This window comes from Prodigiosinella confusarubida (assembly GCF_002847015.1).
GTDB lineage: Bacteria > Pseudomonadota > Gammaproteobacteria > Enterobacterales > Enterobacteriaceae > Prodigiosinella > Prodigiosinella aquatilis.
The window spans coordinates 4,358,639-4,379,242 of sequence record NZ_CP025085.1 but is presented as its reverse complement, the minus strand read 5'-3'; the positions used below and the strand labels follow the sequence as shown (position 1 = coordinate 4,379,242).

Annotated in this window: 16 protein-coding genes, 1 pseudogene and 1 CRISPR repeat array; of the genes and pseudogenes, 9 read left to right on the top strand and 8 right to left on the bottom strand. The window is 51.2% G+C overall.

Features of this window, described 5'->3' with window-relative positions; all coding sequences use genetic code 11:
* Positions 1-8: 8 nt before the first annotated feature.
* The 4 genes from cas10 to CWC46_RS19885 form a co-directional block, all read right to left on the bottom strand.
* Positions 9-2,459, bottom strand: a complete 2,451-nt coding sequence (gene cas10 / locus CWC46_RS19900; RefSeq protein ID WP_021014794.1) for a type III-A CRISPR-associated protein Cas10/Csm1 — start codon at positions 2,457-2,459, stop codon at positions 9-11.
* Between the two features lie 191 nt (positions 2,460-2,650).
* A CRISPR array of direct repeats spans positions 2,651-3,319; the repeat unit is 37 nt; unit sequence GTCTTAATCCCTTCAGTCAGGGAGCGTCCGTAAGGAC.
* A 251-nt stretch (positions 3,320-3,570) separates the two neighbouring features.
* Positions 3,571-3,867 carry a CRISPR-associated endonuclease Cas2 gene (gene cas2, locus CWC46_RS19895; protein ID WP_021014795.1) on the bottom strand — a complete coding sequence of 99 codons (297 nt, stop codon included), beginning with the start codon at positions 3,865-3,867 and terminating at the stop codon, positions 3,571-3,573.
* Positions 3,860-4,741, bottom strand: a complete 882-nt coding sequence (gene cas1, locus CWC46_RS19890; protein WP_021014796.1) for a CRISPR-associated endonuclease Cas1 — start codon at positions 4,739-4,741, stop codon at positions 3,860-3,862. The genes cas2 and cas1 overlap by 8 nt, the downstream gene beginning before the upstream one ends.
* Positions 4,742-4,880: 139 nt before the next feature.
* Positions 4,881-5,141 carry a hypothetical protein gene (locus tag CWC46_RS19885; RefSeq protein ID WP_021014797.1) on the bottom strand — a complete coding sequence of 87 codons (261 nt, stop codon included), beginning with the start codon at positions 5,139-5,141 and terminating at the stop codon, positions 4,881-4,883.
* Positions 5,142-5,580: 439 nt separating this feature from the next.
* On the opposite strand from CWC46_RS19885, the gene CWC46_RS19880 reads away from it, so the two are divergent.
* The 3 genes and pseudogenes from CWC46_RS19880 to CWC46_RS23360 all read left to right on the top strand — a co-directional run.
* On the top strand, positions 5,581-5,916 hold the full coding sequence (locus CWC46_RS19880; protein WP_021014798.1) for a hypothetical protein: 336 nt from the start codon (positions 5,581-5,583) through the stop codon (positions 5,914-5,916).
* The gene (locus CWC46_RS19875) at positions 5,904-6,542 is read left to right on the top strand and encodes a hypothetical protein (protein WP_021014799.1); all 639 of its coding nucleotides are present in this window, start codon (positions 5,904-5,906) and stop codon (positions 6,540-6,542) included. Before CWC46_RS19880 ends, CWC46_RS19875 begins: the two co-directional genes overlap by 13 nt.
* A gap of 209 nt (positions 6,543-6,751) precedes the next feature.
* Positions 6,752-6,865, top strand: a pseudogene (locus CWC46_RS23360) (hypothetical protein); the annotation flags it as partial.
* A gap of 30 nt (positions 6,866-6,895) precedes the next feature.
* On the opposite strand, the gene CWC46_RS22950 reads toward CWC46_RS23360, so the two are convergent.
* Positions 6,896-7,309, bottom strand: coding sequence for a hypothetical protein (locus CWC46_RS22950; RefSeq protein WP_021014800.1), 414 nt, complete (start codon positions 7,307-7,309; stop codon positions 6,896-6,898).
* A 1,081-nt stretch (positions 7,310-8,390) separates the two neighbouring features.
* Here CWC46_RS22950 and CWC46_RS19860 point away from each other — a divergent pair.
* A complete protein-coding gene (locus CWC46_RS19860) occupies positions 8,391-9,314 on the top strand; it encodes an integrase domain-containing protein (RefSeq protein ID WP_021014801.1) in 924 nt (307 codons plus the stop codon).
* Between the two features lie 383 nt (positions 9,315-9,697).
* On the opposite strand, the gene CWC46_RS19850 is transcribed toward CWC46_RS19860, so the two are convergent.
* Positions 9,698-11,218, bottom strand: coding sequence for an ISNCY family transposase (locus CWC46_RS19850; RefSeq protein ID WP_021014803.1), 1,521 nt, complete (start codon positions 11,216-11,218; stop codon positions 9,698-9,700).
* A gap of 343 nt (positions 11,219-11,561) precedes the next feature.
* Between CWC46_RS19850 and CWC46_RS19845 the strand changes: the two genes are divergently transcribed.
* Complete coding sequence (locus CWC46_RS19845) at positions 11,562-15,185, top strand: AAA domain-containing protein (RefSeq protein ID WP_021014804.1); 3,624 nt, start codon at positions 11,562-11,564, stop codon at positions 15,183-15,185.
* 111 nt (positions 15,186-15,296) lie between these two features.
* Here the strand turns inward: CWC46_RS19845 and CWC46_RS19840 are convergent, their stop codons facing one another.
* Complete coding sequence (locus tag CWC46_RS19840; RefSeq protein ID WP_021014805.1) at positions 15,297-15,917, bottom strand: LysE family translocator; 621 nt, start codon at positions 15,915-15,917, stop codon at positions 15,297-15,299.
* A gap of 248 nt (positions 15,918-16,165) precedes the next feature.
* Positions 16,166-17,340 (bottom strand): IS3 family transposase gene (locus CWC46_RS19835; RefSeq protein WP_101377519.1). Its coding sequence is split into 2 segments (ribosomal slippage): positions 16,166-17,082 and positions 17,082-17,340, totalling 1,176 coding nucleotides; the frame shifts between segments, so codons are not numbered across the junction.
* Positions 17,341-18,202: 862 nt separating this feature from the next.
* Here CWC46_RS19835 and CWC46_RS19830 point away from each other — a divergent pair.
* The 4 genes from CWC46_RS19830 (at position 18,203) to CWC46_RS19815 (ending at position 20,522) form a co-directional block, all read left to right on the top strand.
* Positions 18,203-18,544 (top strand): hypothetical protein, encoded by a 342-nt coding sequence (locus tag CWC46_RS19830; RefSeq protein WP_021014806.1) that lies wholly within the window; start codon positions 18,203-18,205, stop codon positions 18,542-18,544.
* A gap of 108 nt (positions 18,545-18,652) precedes the next feature.
* A complete protein-coding gene (locus CWC46_RS19825) occupies positions 18,653-18,982 on the top strand; it encodes a hypothetical protein (protein ID WP_021014807.1) in 330 nt (109 codons plus the stop codon).
* A 242-nt stretch (positions 18,983-19,224) separates the two neighbouring features.
* Positions 19,225-20,226, top strand: coding sequence for an ArdC family protein (locus CWC46_RS19820; RefSeq protein WP_021014808.1), 1,002 nt, complete (start codon positions 19,225-19,227; stop codon positions 20,224-20,226).
* 8 nt (positions 20,227-20,234) lie between these two features.
* Positions 20,235-20,522, top strand: coding sequence for a TA system toxin CbtA family protein (locus CWC46_RS19815; RefSeq protein ID WP_051391490.1), 288 nt, complete (start codon positions 20,235-20,237; stop codon positions 20,520-20,522).
* Positions 20,523-20,604 lie beyond the last annotated feature (82 nt).

Genomic DNA, 20,604 nt, shown 5'->3' with positions numbered 1-20,604 from the left:
TATGCGTTTTACTCGCCGCGCGGCACCGTGCGGTAGTGGTAGAGATGGCGTTGAAGCGCCACCCGGTAACGCTGGCGGTGCCGTTTCAGGTGCTGCTCAAGTTTCTCAAACAATTCCAAATGAAGCTGATGGCGGAACGCTGCCGGGTTTTCTTTCGTCGGGACTTTCACGTTATCCACCAGATTGCGACGTAAAAAATAGGCCAGCCGGCTGCGCCACAGTGCCGCCTGCGGTTTTTCTGACTCCTCCGCCGACTGTTCACTGAGCGCCAGCAACCGGTAAAGCAGGCCGGAGGAGAGCGGGTAGCCGTCATGCTCGCGCCAGCGCGCCAGCTCCTCACTGCACGCCAGTAACGCGTCATATTCCGGCCAGCCCATCACCTCGTTATACAGGCAGATGGCGTTCTTGCCGGGGTGTTGCTTGGCCTGCTTCAGAGCGGCTTCGGCCTGAGCCGCCAGCGCCCGCACCGGGTAGCCGGGTTTGGCCTGCACCAGCCCGAGTGAAAAATGCAGCGCCGGATTGTGGCCGCTGTAGCGCGCGAAGTCCTGCGCCATTGTTAGCGCCAGCGTTTGCTGGCTGCGCCACGGGCCAATCAAAAAGAAATCGTCGCCGCCGGCGAACACGGTGTAGGTGTTGGCAAAACGCGGGTCTTTGCGGCACAGATGCGGCAGCCACAGAGTGAAAAACAGGTGTATCTGGCGCGACAGGCCGATGGTTTTGGCAAAGCCCGGTTGCGGCAGGCCGCTGCGAAACAGGTGGCCGAGGTTGTCGATATCCCCTTTCAGCACGCCCAGCGCGCAGGTGCCGCGTAACGACTGGTCGGCATCCTGATACAAATCTTCACAGCTCAGGTGATCAAAGGTTTTGATGTCGCCGTTAGCGAGCGCTTCTTCAATGCCGGGGTAGCACTCCGGCTGATATTCCCCCTGCGCCAGCGGCATCCAGCCGTTGATAAAACGGCGGGCATAACCCTGAAACAGGGAGGTGCCTTCCGGCGGCAGGCTGACATCCCAGCAGCGGCGCAGGCTGCCGTTGCACGCCAGTTCGCCGAACTCGCCGCTGTCCTCTTTCAGGCTGACGGCCACCACCTGATAGCCAAACAGCGTCAGGTGCAGGCAGCGGTCATCAGAGAAGGTGGCGGTGCTGTCACGCAGGATCAACAGCCGGGCGTAACGCTCGCCGTGGCTTATCCAGTGGCCGTGGTTTATCCAGTGGCCGAGGGTTATCTGGTCTGCCGCCAGTCGGCTACAGCCAAGCCCGTTGAGGGTGGTTTCCACCGGGTGCAGGCCATTCATCGGGCAGGGTTCACCGCCTGCGCCCTGCGCTATTTGGTCCAGATAACCCTCAAACACCGGCGGGGGCGCATCACCGGCACACAGGGAAAAACGCTGGTATTTCTGTTGCTCCATCGCCTGCGCCAGCCGGTTTTGCAGCCTGCCGTAAGCCTGCTCGCCGAGGAACTCAGCGCTGCCGGCCACCGTGCTGCACAGCCCGATGCCGGTTTGCGCGTAGGTGTGGGTTAAAAACCACTCATCAAGACGCTGACGCAACCCGGCCAGCCGTTCGGCGGCATCCGGCAGATTCGGCGCGACAATCAGGCTTTTGCCGGCGGCGTTAATCAACTGGCAAACCGGCGGCAGGTCAAAGGTTTCCAGCACCCGCAGCGCAGCGGTTTCCGCCAGCAGGGATACCTGAAACGAACGCCCGCGCAGCAGTTTGGCGGCCATTTTTTGCGTCTGATTGCCCTGGGCGAAAATCAGCTCTTGAATGCCGAACACATCGGCCTGAATCAGCAGCAGGCGCGCATCGTCGCCTGGCGTGAGTGAAATTTCCTTCTCCGGTGTGGCCTGACGGGCGTGGTGCTGCCACAGTGCGACGGCGAGCGCCGCCGTGGTTTTGCCCTGATCGTACAGCGAGATACCGCTGGCCCCGTCGCCGTCTGGCAGCGCGTGGCAGGTGGTCATCCACAGGCTGTCGAGGTGGTCAAGCCACAGCGACGGTTGCAGGCGGTGGGCGGCGGGGATCGCCTCCAGCCCCTCTATCAATGCCTGATACACCTGCCGGTACGCCGCCTGCCGTTCGCCGGTGGGCAACGCTGCCGTCACCGGCATCAGCGAATCGACCCCCAGCGGGGCCAGTGGGCTGTAACAGCGCTCCGCCGGGGCGCTGTGGTTATCGTCCGCTAACAGGTGGGTGAGCGGTATCAGCCCGGTTTCGCCACGGCTTACGGGCGTCTCCGGCAGGCCGCGCGCCAGTCTGGCGGCGAAATCCAATAGCAGGGTTAATGTATTTTCGTGCAGATCCGCACGGGCCGAGAGGCTTTCCGGCAGCGGCGCAAACAGTTTGTTTGCCAGCGCCGGTGACGGGAAATCCTGAATGCCGGCACGCTGCGCCAGCGGTTTCAGGTTATGTAACAGCGCAAAGGCAGCCACATGGCAAGAGGCGGCAAGCCAGTTCATTGACATCTCCTTGTGCCAAAAGGGGCGCGCCACGTTGCCCGCCCGTAATGGGTTTAACCATACGAAATTTCAGCCGAAATGCCTATCAACGGATAAGGAAAATTTGAGAATGAGCGGAAAACCGTCCGGTGGAGAGAAAATCCCTTGAGTCAGGGGAGTCTGTGAGGACCTATGCCGTCTATGCTGCCTATGTCTTAATCCCTTCAGTCAGGGAGCGTCCGTAAGGACCAAAGAAATAGTACCTACTAATAAGAAATTAGAGTCTTAATCCCTTCAGTCAGGGAGCGTCCGTAAGGACAAAAACTATTTTTTGGGCGAGCTTTGTTCTTCGTCTTAATCCCTTCAGTCAGGGAGCGTCCGTAAGGACCCAGAACCGTGTCAGGACAATGATTCTGTAATGTCTTAATCCCTTCAGTCAGGGAGCGTCCGTAAGGACCCATGCATAAAGAGGTGATTTATGGGGCCGATTGGTCTTAATCCCTTCAGTCAGGGAGCGTCCGTAAGGACGCAACTTCATTAAGTGGAACAGGTTCTGTAAATGGTCTTAATCCCTTCAGTCAGGGAGCGTCCGTAAGGACTTATGCCGCCTATACCGCCCGTTCTGCCGCTTAGTCTTAATCCCTTCAGTCAGGGAGCGTCCGTAAGGACCTTAAAAGAAATCTTAGACGCGCAACCGTGTAAGTCTTAATCCCTTCAGTCAGGGAGCGTCCGTAAGGACTAAAAGACTCCGTTAAAAATATCAACCCATTTAAGTCTTAATCCCTTCAGTCAGGGAGCGTCCGTAAGGACAAAAAAACCGACACGTAGTGTGAAAGAAATTAGGGTCTTAATCCCTTCAGTCAGGGAGCGTCCGTAAGGACAATGAAAATTTATAACCCATTGTTTTTATTTGATCAAGCAAACCCTGTTTTTTCTGTTTTTCTCGCCTCAAAAAGCACGTTTTTAAGCAAAACTGGTGCCAGTGCAAACGTCGTGGCGCTAACGACCTGATGTCACGTGTGTTGTTATTGACGTGATTTTATTTCTGTTGGTTTTTTGTGCAAAAAATTGGCCCGTCGGGTGGTGGCGGGTTCAGAGGGTAAAATAAGCAAAGAGTGTGCCGGTTGTGTGTTTAAAATACAAAATCATTCAGGCGCGGGTCGGAGTGAATGAGTAAGTAATCCGATCGAGGGCCAAGGTGAAAACTGCCGGATGGGGTGTCAAACGGCAGGCAAAGAAGACGGTCTTCCTCTGGGTTAATCAGGCGCTGTAATTCACGGCATAGAGCCTGGCGTTCCGGCACGGTAAGCGCAAATAAAAACAGCGACTTTTGCAATGCCCAGCCTTGTGACGCGCAGCGTCGCTGCATTTTTCGCAGCCGCTTTGGACAGGTGATGTCATAACCAATCAGCCAAAGGGGTTTAGACATGACGGGCCTCCCGTTCCAGTAGGTGGCGACACAACCGCGCCAGGCGGCGTAAATCCTGGCGGCGGCTTGCCAGCCAGCTAAACCAGTCGGTGTAGAAAATCTGCTGTCCCTGCCTGGTAAGCCGACAGGCGGAATCATTATGAGTGAAGTGTTCGGCAGTGAGCTGGTGCTGTTGCCATAAATCCAGTATGTGGTTTTCCAGCGTAGCGCGTGTCAGTTCTTTGATATCGAGTAATAGACTGTGGCGGCGATACCCGGTGCTATGGTGCAGTCCAAGATTAATGTCAAATCCTTCAGCGAGGAGCGGGCGTATCAGTGCCTGATCTTCTAACGTAGATGAAAGTGACAGTAGCGCATTTATCGGGTCGCACGGTGGCTGGCGTTGGCGACCTTGAAAGCCGCTGTCCGGCAGCGCGTGATGCCATGCTTGCCAGTAATGATGGCTGAGATGGGCCTCATCCAACATCAGCGAATGGTGTATTTCAGCTGGCAGTGGTGGTAGCGGCTCGGCGTGTAAGCGTTTTAAAACCCGATTTTGTCCCTCCCGGCGCGCCGTTATCAATTGCATTACCAACTTAGCTCGGCTGTCTTCTTGTAATGTTACTCGATACTGTAGCAGGCGTAATGCGTTAGGCGGTGTTTGCGGGTTAAAGAGGTGTGCGCAACCTCGGCGTCCGACTGCGATCAGTTCAATGCCGTTTTCAGCCAGCCGTAACAGGAGATCGCTGTTGAGGGTAATCCCCTGACCAATAACGATGCGTTCAAGATCGCCTAATGGAAACAGGCGGGTATTTCTCTCCGGGTGAGAAAGATGAAGCAGTCCATCTTGCAAACAGAGATGATAATCAGGCCTGTCGAGTATCAGTGTCGTCATGGTATCGATGTTCACTATGAAGTTTTTTTAATCATAGTGGCTGATGTGAACGGTGTGATTATAAAAATAGAGGCTGGGGAGCGTAAAAGAGAAAAGTGTGATGTTTTTAGCACCCGACGTTGTGAATCTGTTCATGTAGTCATTTTGAATACATTGTCGACGAGGTGACAGAGGAAATCGTTTCTACGCCAGACATGATTTTTCCGTTGCGTGCACGAATAACCAGCATAAAGCCCTGAGAGCGGATGCGTGGATAGCGCCACTGTTTGCAGAGTTCGGTGGCTCTGAACATGCCTTCCTGCCACCATGGCATGCGCCATTGCCGGACGTAAATGCGTATTTGCGTAAAGGTATTTTTCAGTCTTCTAATCTTGCTGCCGGTAAACAGATGCGACTGCATCAGAACATGGATCTCGCTATTTGCGATGTCATTAATATGGACGATGAGCTCATTCCAGGCGCATTCCAGTTCGTCCGGTGCTGTTCTGTTAGCGCCAGTGATATAAGACGGTAATGGGCAAAGATCGTAGTGTTGACAGTCTAGCTGGCGTATCCAAAATGACCGTCATTCGTGCCTGTAATGGCGCAAAAGCAGACTGCTCCTGAAAATGACTGTTCTTCTGTATAAGCAGGGTAAAAATATGGCTAATGCCGCGACTCCGATGCTTCAAAAAACCTTTATCCGCCCATTGGGCACAGTCTAATGGCGAAACAATAAACAAATAAGTTGCAAAATAGTGTAGTATTTATATGATACTTAAATCAAAAAACCCATTGCAGCGCAATGGTCTACGGTATCTCAATGATTACTAAGAATACCTTGAACACCGGAGGTGAATATGATTACACATACTCGATTCACTATCGCTGATAGCTATGCTCTTTTGGGCAGCTTGCGTGTGCCCGGCGTTCGGGGGAAATTCGAAGTTCGTGCTTTCAACGACCGCGTAAAGCGTCCTCGTCTTATTGTTGTGCATGAGAACTGGCATGAAGCAACTCGCCGTGAGCGTATTGCTCCCCTGGTTGTGGTGCAGTTCGAAGAAGATGGGCGTAAAAAGTACATTGAGCAGAAAGAAGAAACCCCTTTCAAATCCGTCGATTTGGCAGACCTTAGCCGCCGTGCTGTGGAATTTTTTCAACGGAATGAACACTGCACACTGGCATGTCACCATTAGTAATCGAAGCGCACGATAAGAATCTTATCTGGCCTGATGATCTCAAGGAACCAGGACGAGTCTATCAAAAGTTAGCTAACATCATCGACGGTGATGATGACAAACATGAAGTTATCTTGGAAGACGATGGCGGCGGTATGGCTCGACTGTATCTGCGCCACATCGAGAGTAAGGAAGTATCGGCTAACTTCGTGCTGGAATTCAATCTGACAGCCCCTGAAGGGTTTCCGAAAAACATCCCGCAGGTAAGCAGCGCATTTGTTGGTGTTGATTATCGCGCCGCGAAACTATCTCAGCATGTCTATCGCATGATCATGAAACATTATGATGCTGTGGTCAGTGATACTCACCAGACAGCCGGTGGAATGCTTATCTGGCTTCTTATGGCTGAAGATGACACTGTACAGCTTAACATTATGCAGGTTCGTGATGGTCGTCTTGAATACCGGCTTGTTGATGGTGAACCAGAAGCATATACCGGCGAGATAGATGCGTTGGAGCAAGCTGGCGATACTATCTGGGGGGGGCCAGATGAGGTTGTTGATTCTCTCAATCTGGAACGCCTTGGCTTCCGGCCTACTCACCAGAACATGGAACACATTGTTCTGGCTGCTCGCCACTTATAATGTAAGCAATCGGGCATCTCGCCTTGTTGATTGATAACCGTTATGAAATTCTCTTTTCACCCATTACCGGCGTGAATTTGATCATGATAAAACGGCACACCCGAACTTATTCGCAACAGCAACAGCATATTGATGCATGGCAACACAGCGGATTAACTAAATAGCATTATTGTGAACAGCAGGGGATTACTATCAGTAATTTTTATTACTTTATGGGGTTCTCTTACGGGTTAATACCTGGGCGAAATCAGCACGATGTGCTGGACGCGCTTTCCACAGGGCTAGTGCGGACAAATGTGAGCTGGGTACTGGATGCCAAAATAATTATCGTGACGCATCACAATAATTTAATTTTAGTCTTCAATCATCCGATAACTGTAGCGGGACGTACCAACCGACGCAGCGAGCTTATCCAGTTTCCCTTCCGCTGCTGATCGGGACAGCCCTTTTTCCACCGTGCGCCAACTAGCATTACCCTTGCGCTCCTGGATAGACCAGGATTTGCCGGAGTCATCGTTTTTCGTGACGAACGAGGCTAACTGTGTCCGGAGAGCGTAGATTTCATCTTGCGCGGCGGCCAGTTGCTCCTGGAGTTCGGTTATGGTGTCCGGTTCGCTTTTTAGTGATGGCTCTGTATTAGCGACGGCCAGCTTTTTCTTTTCACGGTATCGCCTAGCCCGTTCTGCATCAGATAATGCGGTTCCGGTTCGTGGGCGTCCACGACCGCGCTGTGACAGATTTAGATCTAAATTTGTTGTGGTTGGCATCGGACGGCACCGGGAAGATATGGTGTTAATTATTTTACGTGACGCATCACGATAAATCAACAAATGGATAGAATAACCGTAATCGCCGAATTACCCGGCGAGGCCTTATTCAGCCTCGCTGATCACCACATTCCACCGAGCATCAAACCCCTTTATAAAGATAAGAGTAAGTTAGAAAAGGTCCTACGTTCTAAGGCTGGGTAGTTTACGCCTTGAATGTGGACCATTAAGTGATCTAAGATAACTGTGTTGTAACGTTGCCTCGCGCAACATGCCAATGTCCCTGTGATCTGAGAGGGACGCCTTCGGGTGATCACATGCCAATGCCACCTTGACCTGAGAGGTGGCGCCTTCGGGCGGTACCCTCGTTTAACCTTTGAAAACGAGGATCGCAACAGCGATGAAGGTTCACTTCACTACGATCTGCTTTATGCAGAATCTTCTATCGCAGATACATTCTGCGAATTTTTTACTCGTTTCGATTTGATGCTTTGACGTCAGCTTCCGGTTGCAAACTTTGCAGACCGTGGGTATGCCAATTGGAACATTTGGCATCTTCCACGTACGCATTGAGAGCAGAGGAGCGCGGCGTCACTTGCGTTCGAGTGAAACGAGTACCAAGTGACGCCGCAAGGCGGACAACGTCAACACCACGTAATACGCGGCTTTGAAAGCGATTTTAAGTGTTTTTCACGAGAATCACCAAATCGCTCCGTAATTACGTATCCGTTTTGCGTCCGTTTTCACGGACGTCCGCAAAACTTGAAACTTCAACTAATGACTTTTTTAAGTCCTGACTACATGAAAAAGGAGGACATCGTCCAGGTACTGAGGCGTTCACCAAAACCGGGTGAACGGGGAGCATAAAAACCGTCGCACAGAGTGCTTAACGGGCTCCTGCAACAACTCAACACAGCCTCGCCATGCTACACAGTATCTGACGGCCAGGATGGCAAACTAACCGACACGCATGGACGTCTGACCAACGTATTGGTCATCGTTGTGAGTCTTTCTGCCAGGTGCCACTTACGAGTGGTTCACGGCAGAAAGGCTTTGTCTGAATGCTGAACAGGGGAGAAGAATGAAGCAGAAAAGTACCCGTTCCAAGATTGAGTGTTTCAGGAAAGCGTTCATTTCGCTTGCCAGAGCCGGGGCAGGGGGATACGCGACTATTGCAGATCGTCAGCGTATTGGGCGTTACTTTCTTGAACACCTTAACAATACAGGTATCAAGTTACGCAGCGTTGACGCGTTAAAAGTGCGTTACGTAGAGAGTTATATTGAATACCGAAAGAGTTTAAATCTGAGCAATCGCACTCTGCAGAATGAAATGTCAGTATTAAGGGGGATCTTCAGTGCTGCGGGGAAACACCGCTTGGCAGACCCTAAAAATGAACGACTGAATAATAAATCGCTCGGTATTTCAGGCGTAAATCGTGATGGAACGAAAACGGCGTTAACACAAGATGAGTTTTTAAAAGCCTTTAATGAAATTGAAAAACAGGATCGCGGTGTGGCTGCCACGATGAGACTGGCCTATGTTTTCGGATTAAGAACGAAAGAGTCGGTTGAAGCCTGCAAATCATTATCAACCTGGAAACAGGCCGTTGAACGTGGTGATAAATCCATTCGTGTTGTGTTTGGTACGAAAGGTGGCCGTCCCCGTGATACAACAATCATTGATCGCAATGAAGCCCGAAGGGCAATTTTGTATGCAGAAAAAGAAGCCCAAGAGCGCAATGGTAAATTTATTGACAAGCCAGGCATTCATCAGGCAATTAACCGGTATCGATATTTTCTTCGTAAAGCTGGTTTGAATGGTGAGAAAGCACCACATAGCATGCGCTATAATTTTGCCCGCGAACTTTCGAAATATCACAAAGATAATGGTTTTAACGATAGCGAAGTCCTGGCACTGGTTTCAATGGATTTAGGTCACGGTGATGGCCGTGGGCGCTATATTAAACAGGTTTATTATCGGAATGATGTGGCGGAGGGGGACTGATGTTAATTCATATTAATCTCGACATTAATCTTATTCGGCGTATTACCAGAGAAGATGCTGGGTGTTGAGCGGGTATTCTGGCGTTATATTTACGAGGGTGATGTTAATATGCCCGACTATTCTGGACTGACGACACGGATATTTTCAGCCATTGCTTTAGATGCAGACTGGCGGGAGCATCAATTCAGTATTACCGATAGTTTTATTTACCATGTTGATGTCGATGAGGGTTCATTTAAAAGAAATGTGATTGGGAGTAGAGGTCTCTCTTCAGATGAATTTATGTGTAACAAATTTATGTGTAACAAATTTATGTGTATTAGTGTGATTACCAAGGGATACTGACGGTATAAGTACCAGGCGATTTTGACGTAATCACACTATCAATGTTGCCGCGCTTCGGCAAGCTTTGCCAGCCGTAACGCAGTAGTATTCATGTTTTCCCTCAGCCAGATATTTCGAACGCCGCTAGCGTGTATATCGACGTTTCTTTCGGATTTGAGCAGCCGTGATACCTTTGATTGACCCAGGTGTGGGTTAGCCAGGGAGAATTCGATGACGACTTCCTCAATAGCTCTGTCAGTACGGTTTTTGTGATGAAGATCCGGTGTTTCCTGACGTTTTAACGATTCAATTCCACCTTGTTTAATCAGCTTACGATGGCGGTAAATCGTATCGCGGGAAACGCCACTAAGTCGGGAAGCTTCTGCCACATTTCCAAGCCTGTCAGCCAGTGCTAATACTTCTAGCTTCTTCTGGATCTCATTGTCTTCCGAGGACACTTTTTCAGGCTCAGTGACTTCTGTTACCTGTAGCTGTCGTCCAGCGAAGTAAGCTTCAAACCGCTTATTTTTACCTGTGCGAATTTCAATTTTCTGGTTTGCGATTGAGTGCTTAAGCGGTGAGTCGATGAAGTAGAATTTTCCGCCGTAGCTAAACGTATGGTCGTTGCGTATTTTCCGGTAGACCTTGGTGATGCAGATATCATCAAGATTGGTGTAGCGTGGTACAGGTGTATATTCGGTGTCTGATGCTCTTGATTTTACAACCAGGTTTTTACGCCAGAACTGGGGGATGAAGACGTGTTGGAGGTAGCTATTTGCGCCCGTCATGTCAGTAATTTTGTTGAGTCGTAACTCCGGTATCAACCTGTCTTGCAGGGTATCGAAGGCGCGTTCAATCCTACCTTTACCCTGAGGAGAACTGGCGAAGATGATCTCAATCCCTAATTCCTCACAGGCCCGCTGCATCTGGGAGAAATTGCAGCGTTTAGGGCCACCGAATATTCCGGCACGATCAACATACAGGGTTTTAAATACACCGTATTTCTCAACGACTGAGCGCATTACTTTCATACATCCTTCAGTCGTTTCTGACGGAAAGAACTCAGCATGAATATCGCTGTTAGCATCATCAATCATGGCGATTAAACACGACTTCCTATCACCGAACCAGCGATGTGTGCTGCCGTCCATTTGCAGCATTAACCCTGGCGCTTCCATTCGCTCTCTGCGTTTGTGAACACGGCTACGCCTGCGCTTCGCCCGTTTTACATGATGGATATCATGTGCCCATTTACGCAGTGTCTCGCGCTTAACAACAATATGTTCATGAGTCTCAAGCATCTCGGCAAGGTGCAACAGGTTCAGATCATAGTATTTCTCGCGGATTAGCGACTGAACTTGCTGCTTAAGCCTATCTGGCGTTTTATTAACAGGCTCGCTGCCGGAATTACCATGAACAACAAACTGTAGTCCTTGGCTTCGGTAACGCTGTAAATAACGTTCAATAGTACGTCTGGATTTATTGAGGAGCTTAGCGGCATTGGCTATCGTAATTTTACGCTCAGCCACTTTCGCGATGACATCAACTGTCAATTGAGCTTTGGAATTCAACACAATCATCCTTAGCGTTCCTCAAATGCACAAACAAAACATTCAAAGAACACGGTTAAAGATAACCGTCAATTTCCCTTGGTAATTAGCGACTACGACAGAATCGCGTGGTAATTAAAGTACGACAAAATCGCTTGGTGTTCACAAATTTATGTGTATTAGCGCAGATTTGAGCTGACACTTTTTTGGCTTAGATCCCTACCCAACCTGACAGACAGCTTTTAGCTCATCGCAGACCTTACGGTCCTTCAACCTGCCCGCTTCGTGCCGGGAGCGGAAGTTAACAGTTTAAGAAATCAAGCTAATTAGCCTAAAATCTATCAACTGATGGGATATGGAGCAGCAGAAATAAATGACGACAAGGCAGTATGCGCAAAAATCAATCTTCGATCTGGAAGCAATCTTCGAGCGGTCGCGCAACAACGCTAGTGAACTTGAACGGCTGTTGAACGAGCTAACCTTTCGCAAAACTGCCAAGGCGCGGAGGCTGACGACTAAAATCAAGCAAGCCCTAACCGCACTTAGCGGTCGCAGCGTGGTCTCCATATCGGGTTCCAGTCCATCAGCGCTTCATCCCGGTTCGGCATCCACGCAATCTTCCCAAGTTGTGCCCCACGATGCGCCTGCAACGGTAGTGCAACTGCGACAGAAGGCTACTCCAGACCCTGTCATGCGACAGCAATTCGGCGACGATCAGATCGACCTAGGCCCGCTCCCGTCTTTCTCTCCGTCAGGTAAGGCGAATGATGCGCGCGCGATACTGGCGGCATGGACAGCCCTCGAAGCATTGTCACCTCAAGGTTATAAGCGTCCTGAAGATATGGTAACCGGCGACCGCTCCAGGGTTGCCCTATTGGAGCGAGGCGTTCCATGGGGGCCAAATGCCCGCAGCAAGCCCAACCATAGGCTTTATTTCGAGGTCGTCCTCGGCGCCATTGCTCTCGACAAGGCGACGGACGAATTGGTCAAGGTTTTTGGCGAGGATGAGGAGCGTTCACGTCCGGACGGCAAGAAAGCGGCTATCGGCTCGCTCTTGATCGATAAGGAAGGCTATGTGCTTGAGGACAACGGCGTCTCCGTTTCCAGTTTTGCCTGGGCGCTCAAGCAGGCACTCGATTTGAAGCTCGGAAGCTTAGGGGCTTGGCCGAAAGTAGAGCTGCGCATTATTGAGCGTCTGGATCGGATGGTTCGCCGCCACAACGAGGATGGAGAACCCATACCAATCGATCTGGATGCCGTTCTTAACGCTCATAGATGGCTTGTGTCGCAGTTCGGTGTGCCCGAGCATTTAGTTGAACCACCCACATTCGTACTCAAGGTGTTTCAGCATTTCAAAGCCAAGGCGCCGCCTGAGCCTTCGTTGCTGAATTCCTTCTATCTTGAAGATCTTGGCGAAGCAGCAGAATTGATCGCGGTGGGCAAAGCCGGAACCGGTTTGCGGCGCTACATGGGAATTGACAGGCCTGACCAGAAAATCGACGTGCTGTCGCCCATTTCCGCCGTCGAGCCGTTCGTAGCACCGTCGCTCATGCCGCAGGCTCGTTGGCCTTCGCAAGGCGGTCATCCATTGGTGCTGCTTCAACAGGCCGCCGTGAATACAGCGCGTGCTGAGCTGATTGATGCTCCGGGTATCATCGGTGTCAATGGGCCGCCGGGAACCGGAAAGACCACTCTTCTCCGGGATATCGTCGTTGGTTGCATTCTCGATCGGGCCACGGCGATGTCCGGCTTCAACAAACCGCAGGATGCCTTTTCCACGACAGGCGAGAAGCTGGCATTCGGCTCCAATGCCTTCTTGCACTTCTACAGGTTGCATGCATCCTTGAAGGGCCATGAGATCGTCGTAGCGTCCTCCAATAACAAAGCGGTCGAAAACGTCAGCAAAGAGCTTCCCCTCAAGGAAGCCAATGGTCGCCATGAACAGATCGCCTACTTCCGGTCCATCAGCGACCTGATCGCGAACCCCAAACGCGCTGGCTATTTCGAAGCCGAGGGCGACACCCTCTCCGATCCTATCGAAACCTGGGGATTGATCGCCGCCGCACTTGGCAAGAGCAGCAACCGAGGCGCGTTCCAGCAGGGTTTCTGGTGGAATGAGGACGGCGGTTTCCTTACCTACCTGAAAGCAGCTCGCGGCATGAACGTCCTGCGTGAGATCAAGGACGAACAAACTGGCGCAGTCATTGATCGCGTGATGCCCAGCGTGGTCGTCAATGAGCGACCCAGCACCAACGAAGTAGACGCTGCTGCGGCTTGGCGAAAAGCACGAACCGCATTCCTTAAACTCAAGGAGACGGTGGATTCCGAAATTACCAGCATCGAAGGGATGCGCCGGGATATCCGGGCGCTCAAGGGGGCGACCACCGAACTTCAAAATCTGAAACAGCTTCGTCCAAGCCTGGATGAAGCCGTCGAACAGGCATGCCAGGTTGCTGAATCCTGCCATCGGGAGCAGGAGAAGACAAAGTCGCAGGTCGAACGTGACAAGATCTTGCTCGATAGCCATCTTGCTGGCCGTCCGGGTTTCTTCTCCCGCTTGTTCGGGACTGCGGCCTGGAAATCGTGGAGCTCGACACTGCAGACGCTCTCGGCAACCTTGCAGCAATCAACCCTACGGGCGCAGGTTGCGGACGACGCCCTTGAGCTTGCAAGAACTGAGTGGAGCAATGTTCAGTCCAAGTTACAGCAACTCGACCAGGAAATTTCCAGCAGATGTCAGGCAGTATCGGAACTGAAGGCGACCGCGGCTCAGGCACGAAACCGCATGGGCGACAGAGTCGTTGACGAAATTTTCTTCGAGCGCGAGCACGAGGCTATCCACCTTACGGCGCCATGGCTTCCCGATGAAGTTCATCGCCTGCGTGAAGATCTCTTCGCCGCCGCCTTAGCGGTGCATAAAGCGTTCATCGATGCTTCAGCCAACCGCTTACAACACAATCTTGGGCTATTAATGTCAGGCATGGTGGCTGGCGCCTTCCAGTCTCCCGCTCACCGTGGACTTCTCCCCGATCTTTGGTCGAGCCTTTTCATGGTGGTGCCGACTGTGTCCACGACTTTCGCCTCTGTCCGGACGATGTTCGGGGATCTGCCACCAGAGAGTATTGGCTGGCTTTTGGTCGATGAAGCAGGCCAGGCTGTTCCTCAAGCGGCAGTTGGAGCGATCATGAGGGCAAAGCGCTCCATCGTGGTGGGCGACCCGTTGCAGATCCCACCTGTGGTTTCGCTTCCCGAGAAGCTGAACGCCGAAATCTGTAAGTTCTTCGACATTGACCAGATCGAATGGTCTGCCCCCGCGGCATCTACGCAGACCCTTGCGGATCAGGCATCGCGCTTCAAATCCACCTTCGTCGCAGACGCAGGTGATCGAGAGGTCGGGCTGCCACTCCTCGTTCATAGGCGCTGCCAGAACCCAATGTTCGATGTCTCTAACTCCATCGCCTATGCCGGGCAGATGGTCCATGCTGTCGGGCCTAAAAGGCCTGGACCTATAGGTTCGGCGTTGGGGCGATCTCGCTGGATCGACGTCAATGGCGATGCCGAGACGAAGTGGTGCCCCGACGAGGGCGACGCGGTTGTGCGAATGCTCAAAGAGCTGGCTGCATCGGGCGTTACAAATCCGGACATCTTTATCATCACACCATTCAAGATCGTAGAGCAGAAAATGCGTCGGCGTCTCGACAGTGAGACAGATCTGCTGCGGGCGTTCGGTGTAAAATTGGATGAATGGATCCGTGATCGTGTAGGCACGATCCATACGTTCCAAGGCCGAGAGGCGGACACGGTCATCCTGCTACTGGGTGCGCCGAAAGCGAGTCAGCAAAGGGCGCGTCAGTGGGCGGCGAGTCCGCCAAACATTATCAATGTAGCCGTCTCACGCGCCAAGCAAAACCTATATGTAGTCGGCTCGGCTGCTGCATGGGCAGGGGCGGGAACTAGCCTGCAGGTCTTGCAGCGGCAATTGGCGCAATCAGCCTGACAATCTCGGAGGCGGCACTCATTGTTGAGGGCGCATCGCGGCTAATCTTCAACTTACCTCAGTAACAGACCGGCCGTTATGTGCCAGCGGACAGAAATAACCTACCCAAAGCTATCTCGTGCTTACAGCCAGTTTAGCCGCGAAGCATAAAAACAAGCCCCCTGTTGCTCTGTCCATGACTTTGACAACGCTACTTTTCTTCAATATAGCTGACGCAAAATGCGTGGATAAAATGAGTGTGACTGACCACATAGTCCCAATTGTTACGTGTATGCTAACAAGGACAAAAGTCCATATTAAAGGAGAGTGGGCGGTAGGTATAAACTGAGGCAAAAAAGAGACATAGAAAATACCCATTTTGGGATTGAGCACATTCCCAAGCATTCCTCTGATAAACCAGTTCCCCTGAGAACCGTTGCTCCCATCGCTGTTACTGAAAGACGATCGGGGGCGTATCAGCAGTTGTAAGCCCAGCCAGCTCAGGTAGGCAGCTCCACAAACTTTTAGCACAGTGTAAGCCATCTCTGAAACCGCCAGCAGAGCACCAAGACCTAACGCGACCAGCGCGCCCCATATAAAGCAGCCAGCATCAATACCAAGGGCAGCCTGAAAAGCTTTTTTGCCGCCCTCAGCACAAGCGGTGCGAAGAATAAGTGCCGTATCGAGGCCGGGAGTAAGAGTAAGTAACAGTGCTGCGAGAGAGAATGCCAAGAGGGAATCGTTAACAGTCATTTTCTTTGTCCGAAAGAGCAGATGCTAATCATTTAGTTCCATACAATCAATCCATCAAATATCACTTTTTTAAAACGTCCTCGCTCGTAACAGTCATTGAGCACATCTTGCCGACCGCTCTGTGCCAAGATCGGACTTAGCTAAAATGGTGTTTCGACTTGGACGGATAAAAATTGTGCTGAGAGGCTATTAGGCAATGTCTATGAAGGGCTTTATGATAAATACGAATAGATAGCTGACTGTAGTGGTCAACAAAAACTGGCCACGGCTTTAGAGTTTTTCCAAAACAATCTTTCTGATTCATTCGGCGTCAAACCACCATTATATTGATGAGGTCTGAGCTGGCTGTAATATCCTGTGATGTAATTCGTTATTGCCGTGCTGGCTTGGCTAAAATTAGCGTAGCCATTATCCGGTACCCACTCTGTTTTCAGACTTCTGAAGAACCGTTCCATTGGGCTGTTATCCCAGCAATTTCCCCGGCGACTCAGACTTTGCTTTATCTGATATCTCCACAGTAACTGCCTGAAATTCCTGCTGGTATAGTGACTGCCTTGATCCGAGTGATACAGTAAATTAGCCGGTTTTCCCCGTGCTTCCCAGGCCATCGACAGGGCTTTACCTGTCAGTGCTGAATCAGGGAAAAATGACATCGCCCAGCCAACCGGTTTACGGGAAAACAAATCGAGTACTACAGCCAGATAAGCCCAGCGTTTTCCCGTCCAGATATAAGTCACATCACCACACCAGGCTTGATTAGGCTCGGTAACAGCAAACTGGCGATCCAGATAATTAGGGATCTCAATGTGTTCCTTAGACGCCTTCTTATAACGATGGCCAGGTTGCTGACAGCTGATAATATTGAGCGCTTTCATTAGCTTTGTTGCCCGCCAGCGGCTCAGTTTTATACCTTTGGTGGTGACCATCGCGGCAATGCTTCGCGCTCCTGCTGAGCCGTTACTTTCGCGATAAACTTCACGCACAAGGCTCAGTAATGCCACTCTCGTGGCGTCAGGCTTCCTGGGCTGCCGCCAGTATTTATAACTGCTGCGATGAACCCCAAACACGTTGCACACAACGGCAACAGGAAACCGCGCCCTGAGTTTCTCAACTAATGAGAATTGTTCAGGGAGTCTGACATCAAGAGCGCGGTAGCCTTTTTTAATATATCCCTTTCCATTTCAACGCGTTGAAGTCTTTTCTTTAGCTCGCGTATTTCAATCTGCTCAGGTGTCATGGGTGAAGCAGTGGGTGATTTTCCCGCTCGCTCTTCTTTCAGTTGTCGAACCCATTTGTCCATTGTGGATTTGCCGACGTTCATTGCCGTAGCAGCGGCGGCAACGGTGTAATGCTGATCGAGTACAAGCTGGGCAGCTTCGAGGCGAAACTCGGGGCTAAAATTGCGTCTGTTACGTCCGGTCATAATGTCACCTGTTTTTACTGTGAGGTGATGATATCACCTCTATTCAGGTGGCCAAATTCAGTGTGCCACTACATATCACTTTACCGCTCTTATGGGTTCGTTGAATGGGCAATCGATAAAGAAGCACTATGTGTTGATGGTGTATTTCATGACGAATTCCTTATGAGAAGGGAGGTAGATTCTGGTTTGTAACGACCTGCTCATCTAAATATTCTCAAGTCATATTTGCTGCAAACTGGACGCCTGCTCCTCGCTCAGGCTGTGTGAAAACCCTGACCAAAAACTGAAGTGCGCGCGTCTACGCAAAATCTGAAATTGATCGACTGGTTAGTTAGAGCCGAATTTTACGTATGAGCGCGGTTTTCAGCTCTGTTTTTGGCAGTCTCTGCGACCAAAATGTTTTCACACAGCCTGCGCTTATAGCAGACTGTCAGGTTTTATCGTGTCTTAACAAAAAAACCTGTCAGTATCTCTTGGTAATCACGCTAATACAATTTATGACCTGGTTTTATCATACAAAATGGAAAAATCTTTGCGTTGATGGTATTGCTGAGTTTGGGCAGATTGTGTACGATTAATTCGCTAACGTTGTCTCCGACAACTGCCAATGTTCCAGTGATTTGAGAGGAACGCCTTCGGGTAATCGCATGCCAATGCCATCATGACCTGAGAGATGGCGCTTTCGGGCGGTTAAGTTAAATCTGTTTATCCTTTGAAAACAGAGACCTTCGGGTTAAGGCTCACTTCACACGTTTTACTCTTAATTGCTGTTACCCCATGGCACTTCGCCATCAGATTTTCTTACCCTGCAGGGACTTTGCTCCCTTCGGGCATGGTTTCCCTGTTATCAGAGGATATTGCCATGTCTGTCTATGACATTACTGTCGAACGTATTCACGCTTGTACCCGGTCGAATATTGAGTTCATCGTGCTCGCTTCTGAAATGGAAGCGGCATTACTCACTATACGTGCATTAGAACGCTGTGGTATTCCGGATGACGTCGATGTAGATGGCTTCCCATCACGGACCAACGAGATAATTTGGATTGCTGGACAGCTCGGGAAAGCCTGCGAGTCCAATCTGATACCTGATTATCTTTTTCAAAAGTATATCACTGAGCTCATTCTTCTTGGTCAAACTGTAGATGAATATGCTTGGGAATATGGATTCCATAAAGGCGTGGAGTCTGTCGAAGACTTCTGATAGCGCTTCACCGAGGTCCTAACAAGGCTACTTAACTAATCACCCACGCGGGGAAAACTTCCCCCGCAGGTGGTGAAAGTTTCTCCGCTTCACTGCAGGAGAAACACCATGAAAATCCTCATTTCTGCTTTACATAAAGCAGCCGTCGCCCTGGAACATTTTTCTACTGTGCTGGGGCAGCATGACAACGACTGGTTCACCAATCGAACGGGCCAGCTGAGCTTCCGTCCCGAAGTCTTTCAAAACGGGCTGGGGCAATTTACGGCTTCGGTCGCGTGTCGAACGGGGTGCAGTTCCCGTGACTGGCAGGTGCAGTATTTTTGCACCTGTGGTCACTGGCGTTCTGCACGTCAGGCCATGAAAGCAGCCCGTAGAATGGCTCGCGATCTGGCTTTGTATCGTTATCGTTTTAGCGATGGCGCCCTCAACACGTGGTGACACCGAATTTTATGACACGGCTTCCCGGAGAGACTTCCTTCCGGGAAGTTTCTCCTGTTAACCACAGAGGGGGACTTATCATGTTCCGTTTTACTTCCGCTTCTCTGCGTAAATATCGTATCAATTCGGTCACTCCGGAGGGTGAAATCATCCCCTCTTTTACCCGATAACCGATAATTTTCTTCCACTCCCAGTGGCGTATTCCGCCACTGGCCGGGATACGCCTTTTTGAGGTTTATCCCATGAAAAAAACGTCTTCTGCCCGCAGGGCACCGAAAACTGAACGTGCTGACCTTTATCAGCAGGTGACTGACAAAATTGTTGCCGCCCTGGAGAAGGGGACCGCGCCCTGGCGAAGACCCTGGCGTGCTGCACAAAAGCCTGCCGGCAGTTCTCTGCCGGCGAATGCCACGACCGGCAACGCTTACAGCGGGATAAATATCCCCCTGTTATGGATGGCGGCAGAGGAGCGAGGGTTCAGCTCCGATCGCTGGCTCACCTACCGGCAGGCACAGCGTGCCGGAGGACACATCCGTACTGGCGAAACCTGTAGCCTGGCCGTGATTTTCAAGCCGTTTGAGGTCCAGGCTGAAGATGACCAGGGCAACAAGCTTGTCGATGATGACGGGAAACCCGTAATGGCGTCCCGAGCCATGCTCAAACCCCTGCAACTGTTTAATACGCAACAATGTGACGGTCTGCCGGCAGCGTTGTCCGATACACCGGCCACTATTCTGACGCAGGAAGAGACGGAGACGGTTTCTGCACCGGTGATGAACCGTGTACTGGAGATATTCAATGCCAGTGGTGTGACCGTAAACTTTCTGAATCAAAACCGGGCATATTATCGGCCGGTCGCGGATCAGATAGTGATGCCGACTTCCGGGCAGTTTTTTACCGAGGCGGATTACTGGTCCACATTACTTCACGAACTGGTGCATGCCAGTGGCCATCAAAAACGGCTAAACCGGGAAGGGATAACCTCTTCGACTCGACAATTTGGGGATCCGGTTTATGTGTTCGAGGAGTTCATCGCCGAGCTGGGCAGCGCCTTTCTTTGCGCAGAGCTTGGCGTGTACGGCGAGGTGCAGCATGACAGTTACATCAGTGGCTGGCTAAAAGCCCTCAAGGAAGACAAAAGGGCCCTGTTCCGGGCGTGCCGTCAGGCACGGGAGGCTTCAGCGTTTTTATTAGATCTGAAGGTTGGCACTGAATCGGCATTAACGGCCTCAGAAGTGGCCTGATGGAGATAATGATGCAGACACAACAATTCTGGCAGGCCACCGCATCGGCACTGCTGGCCAGGCACTTTGGCCTGACGTTGAATGATACCGATTTATGCGATGAAGCTTGTGTGGACGCGTTGCAAAAAGCGGGTATCAAACCTTTTGAAGCGATTAATGACCTGGTGGACAAGTACCACCTGACTCATCTTGACGGTGCCGCTTACCGGCCGCGTTCGCCTTATCTGACTGCGGCTGATGAGTTGATTGCCGGCCTTGAGGCCGGTGCAACGCTCGGGTTCATCGGTCACCCGTAAACGGGGCTGACCCGTTTTATTCATTTCACCACCCACAGGGGGAGATCTTCCCCCAGTGGGGAGTCTCCCTCTTTTTATGTCC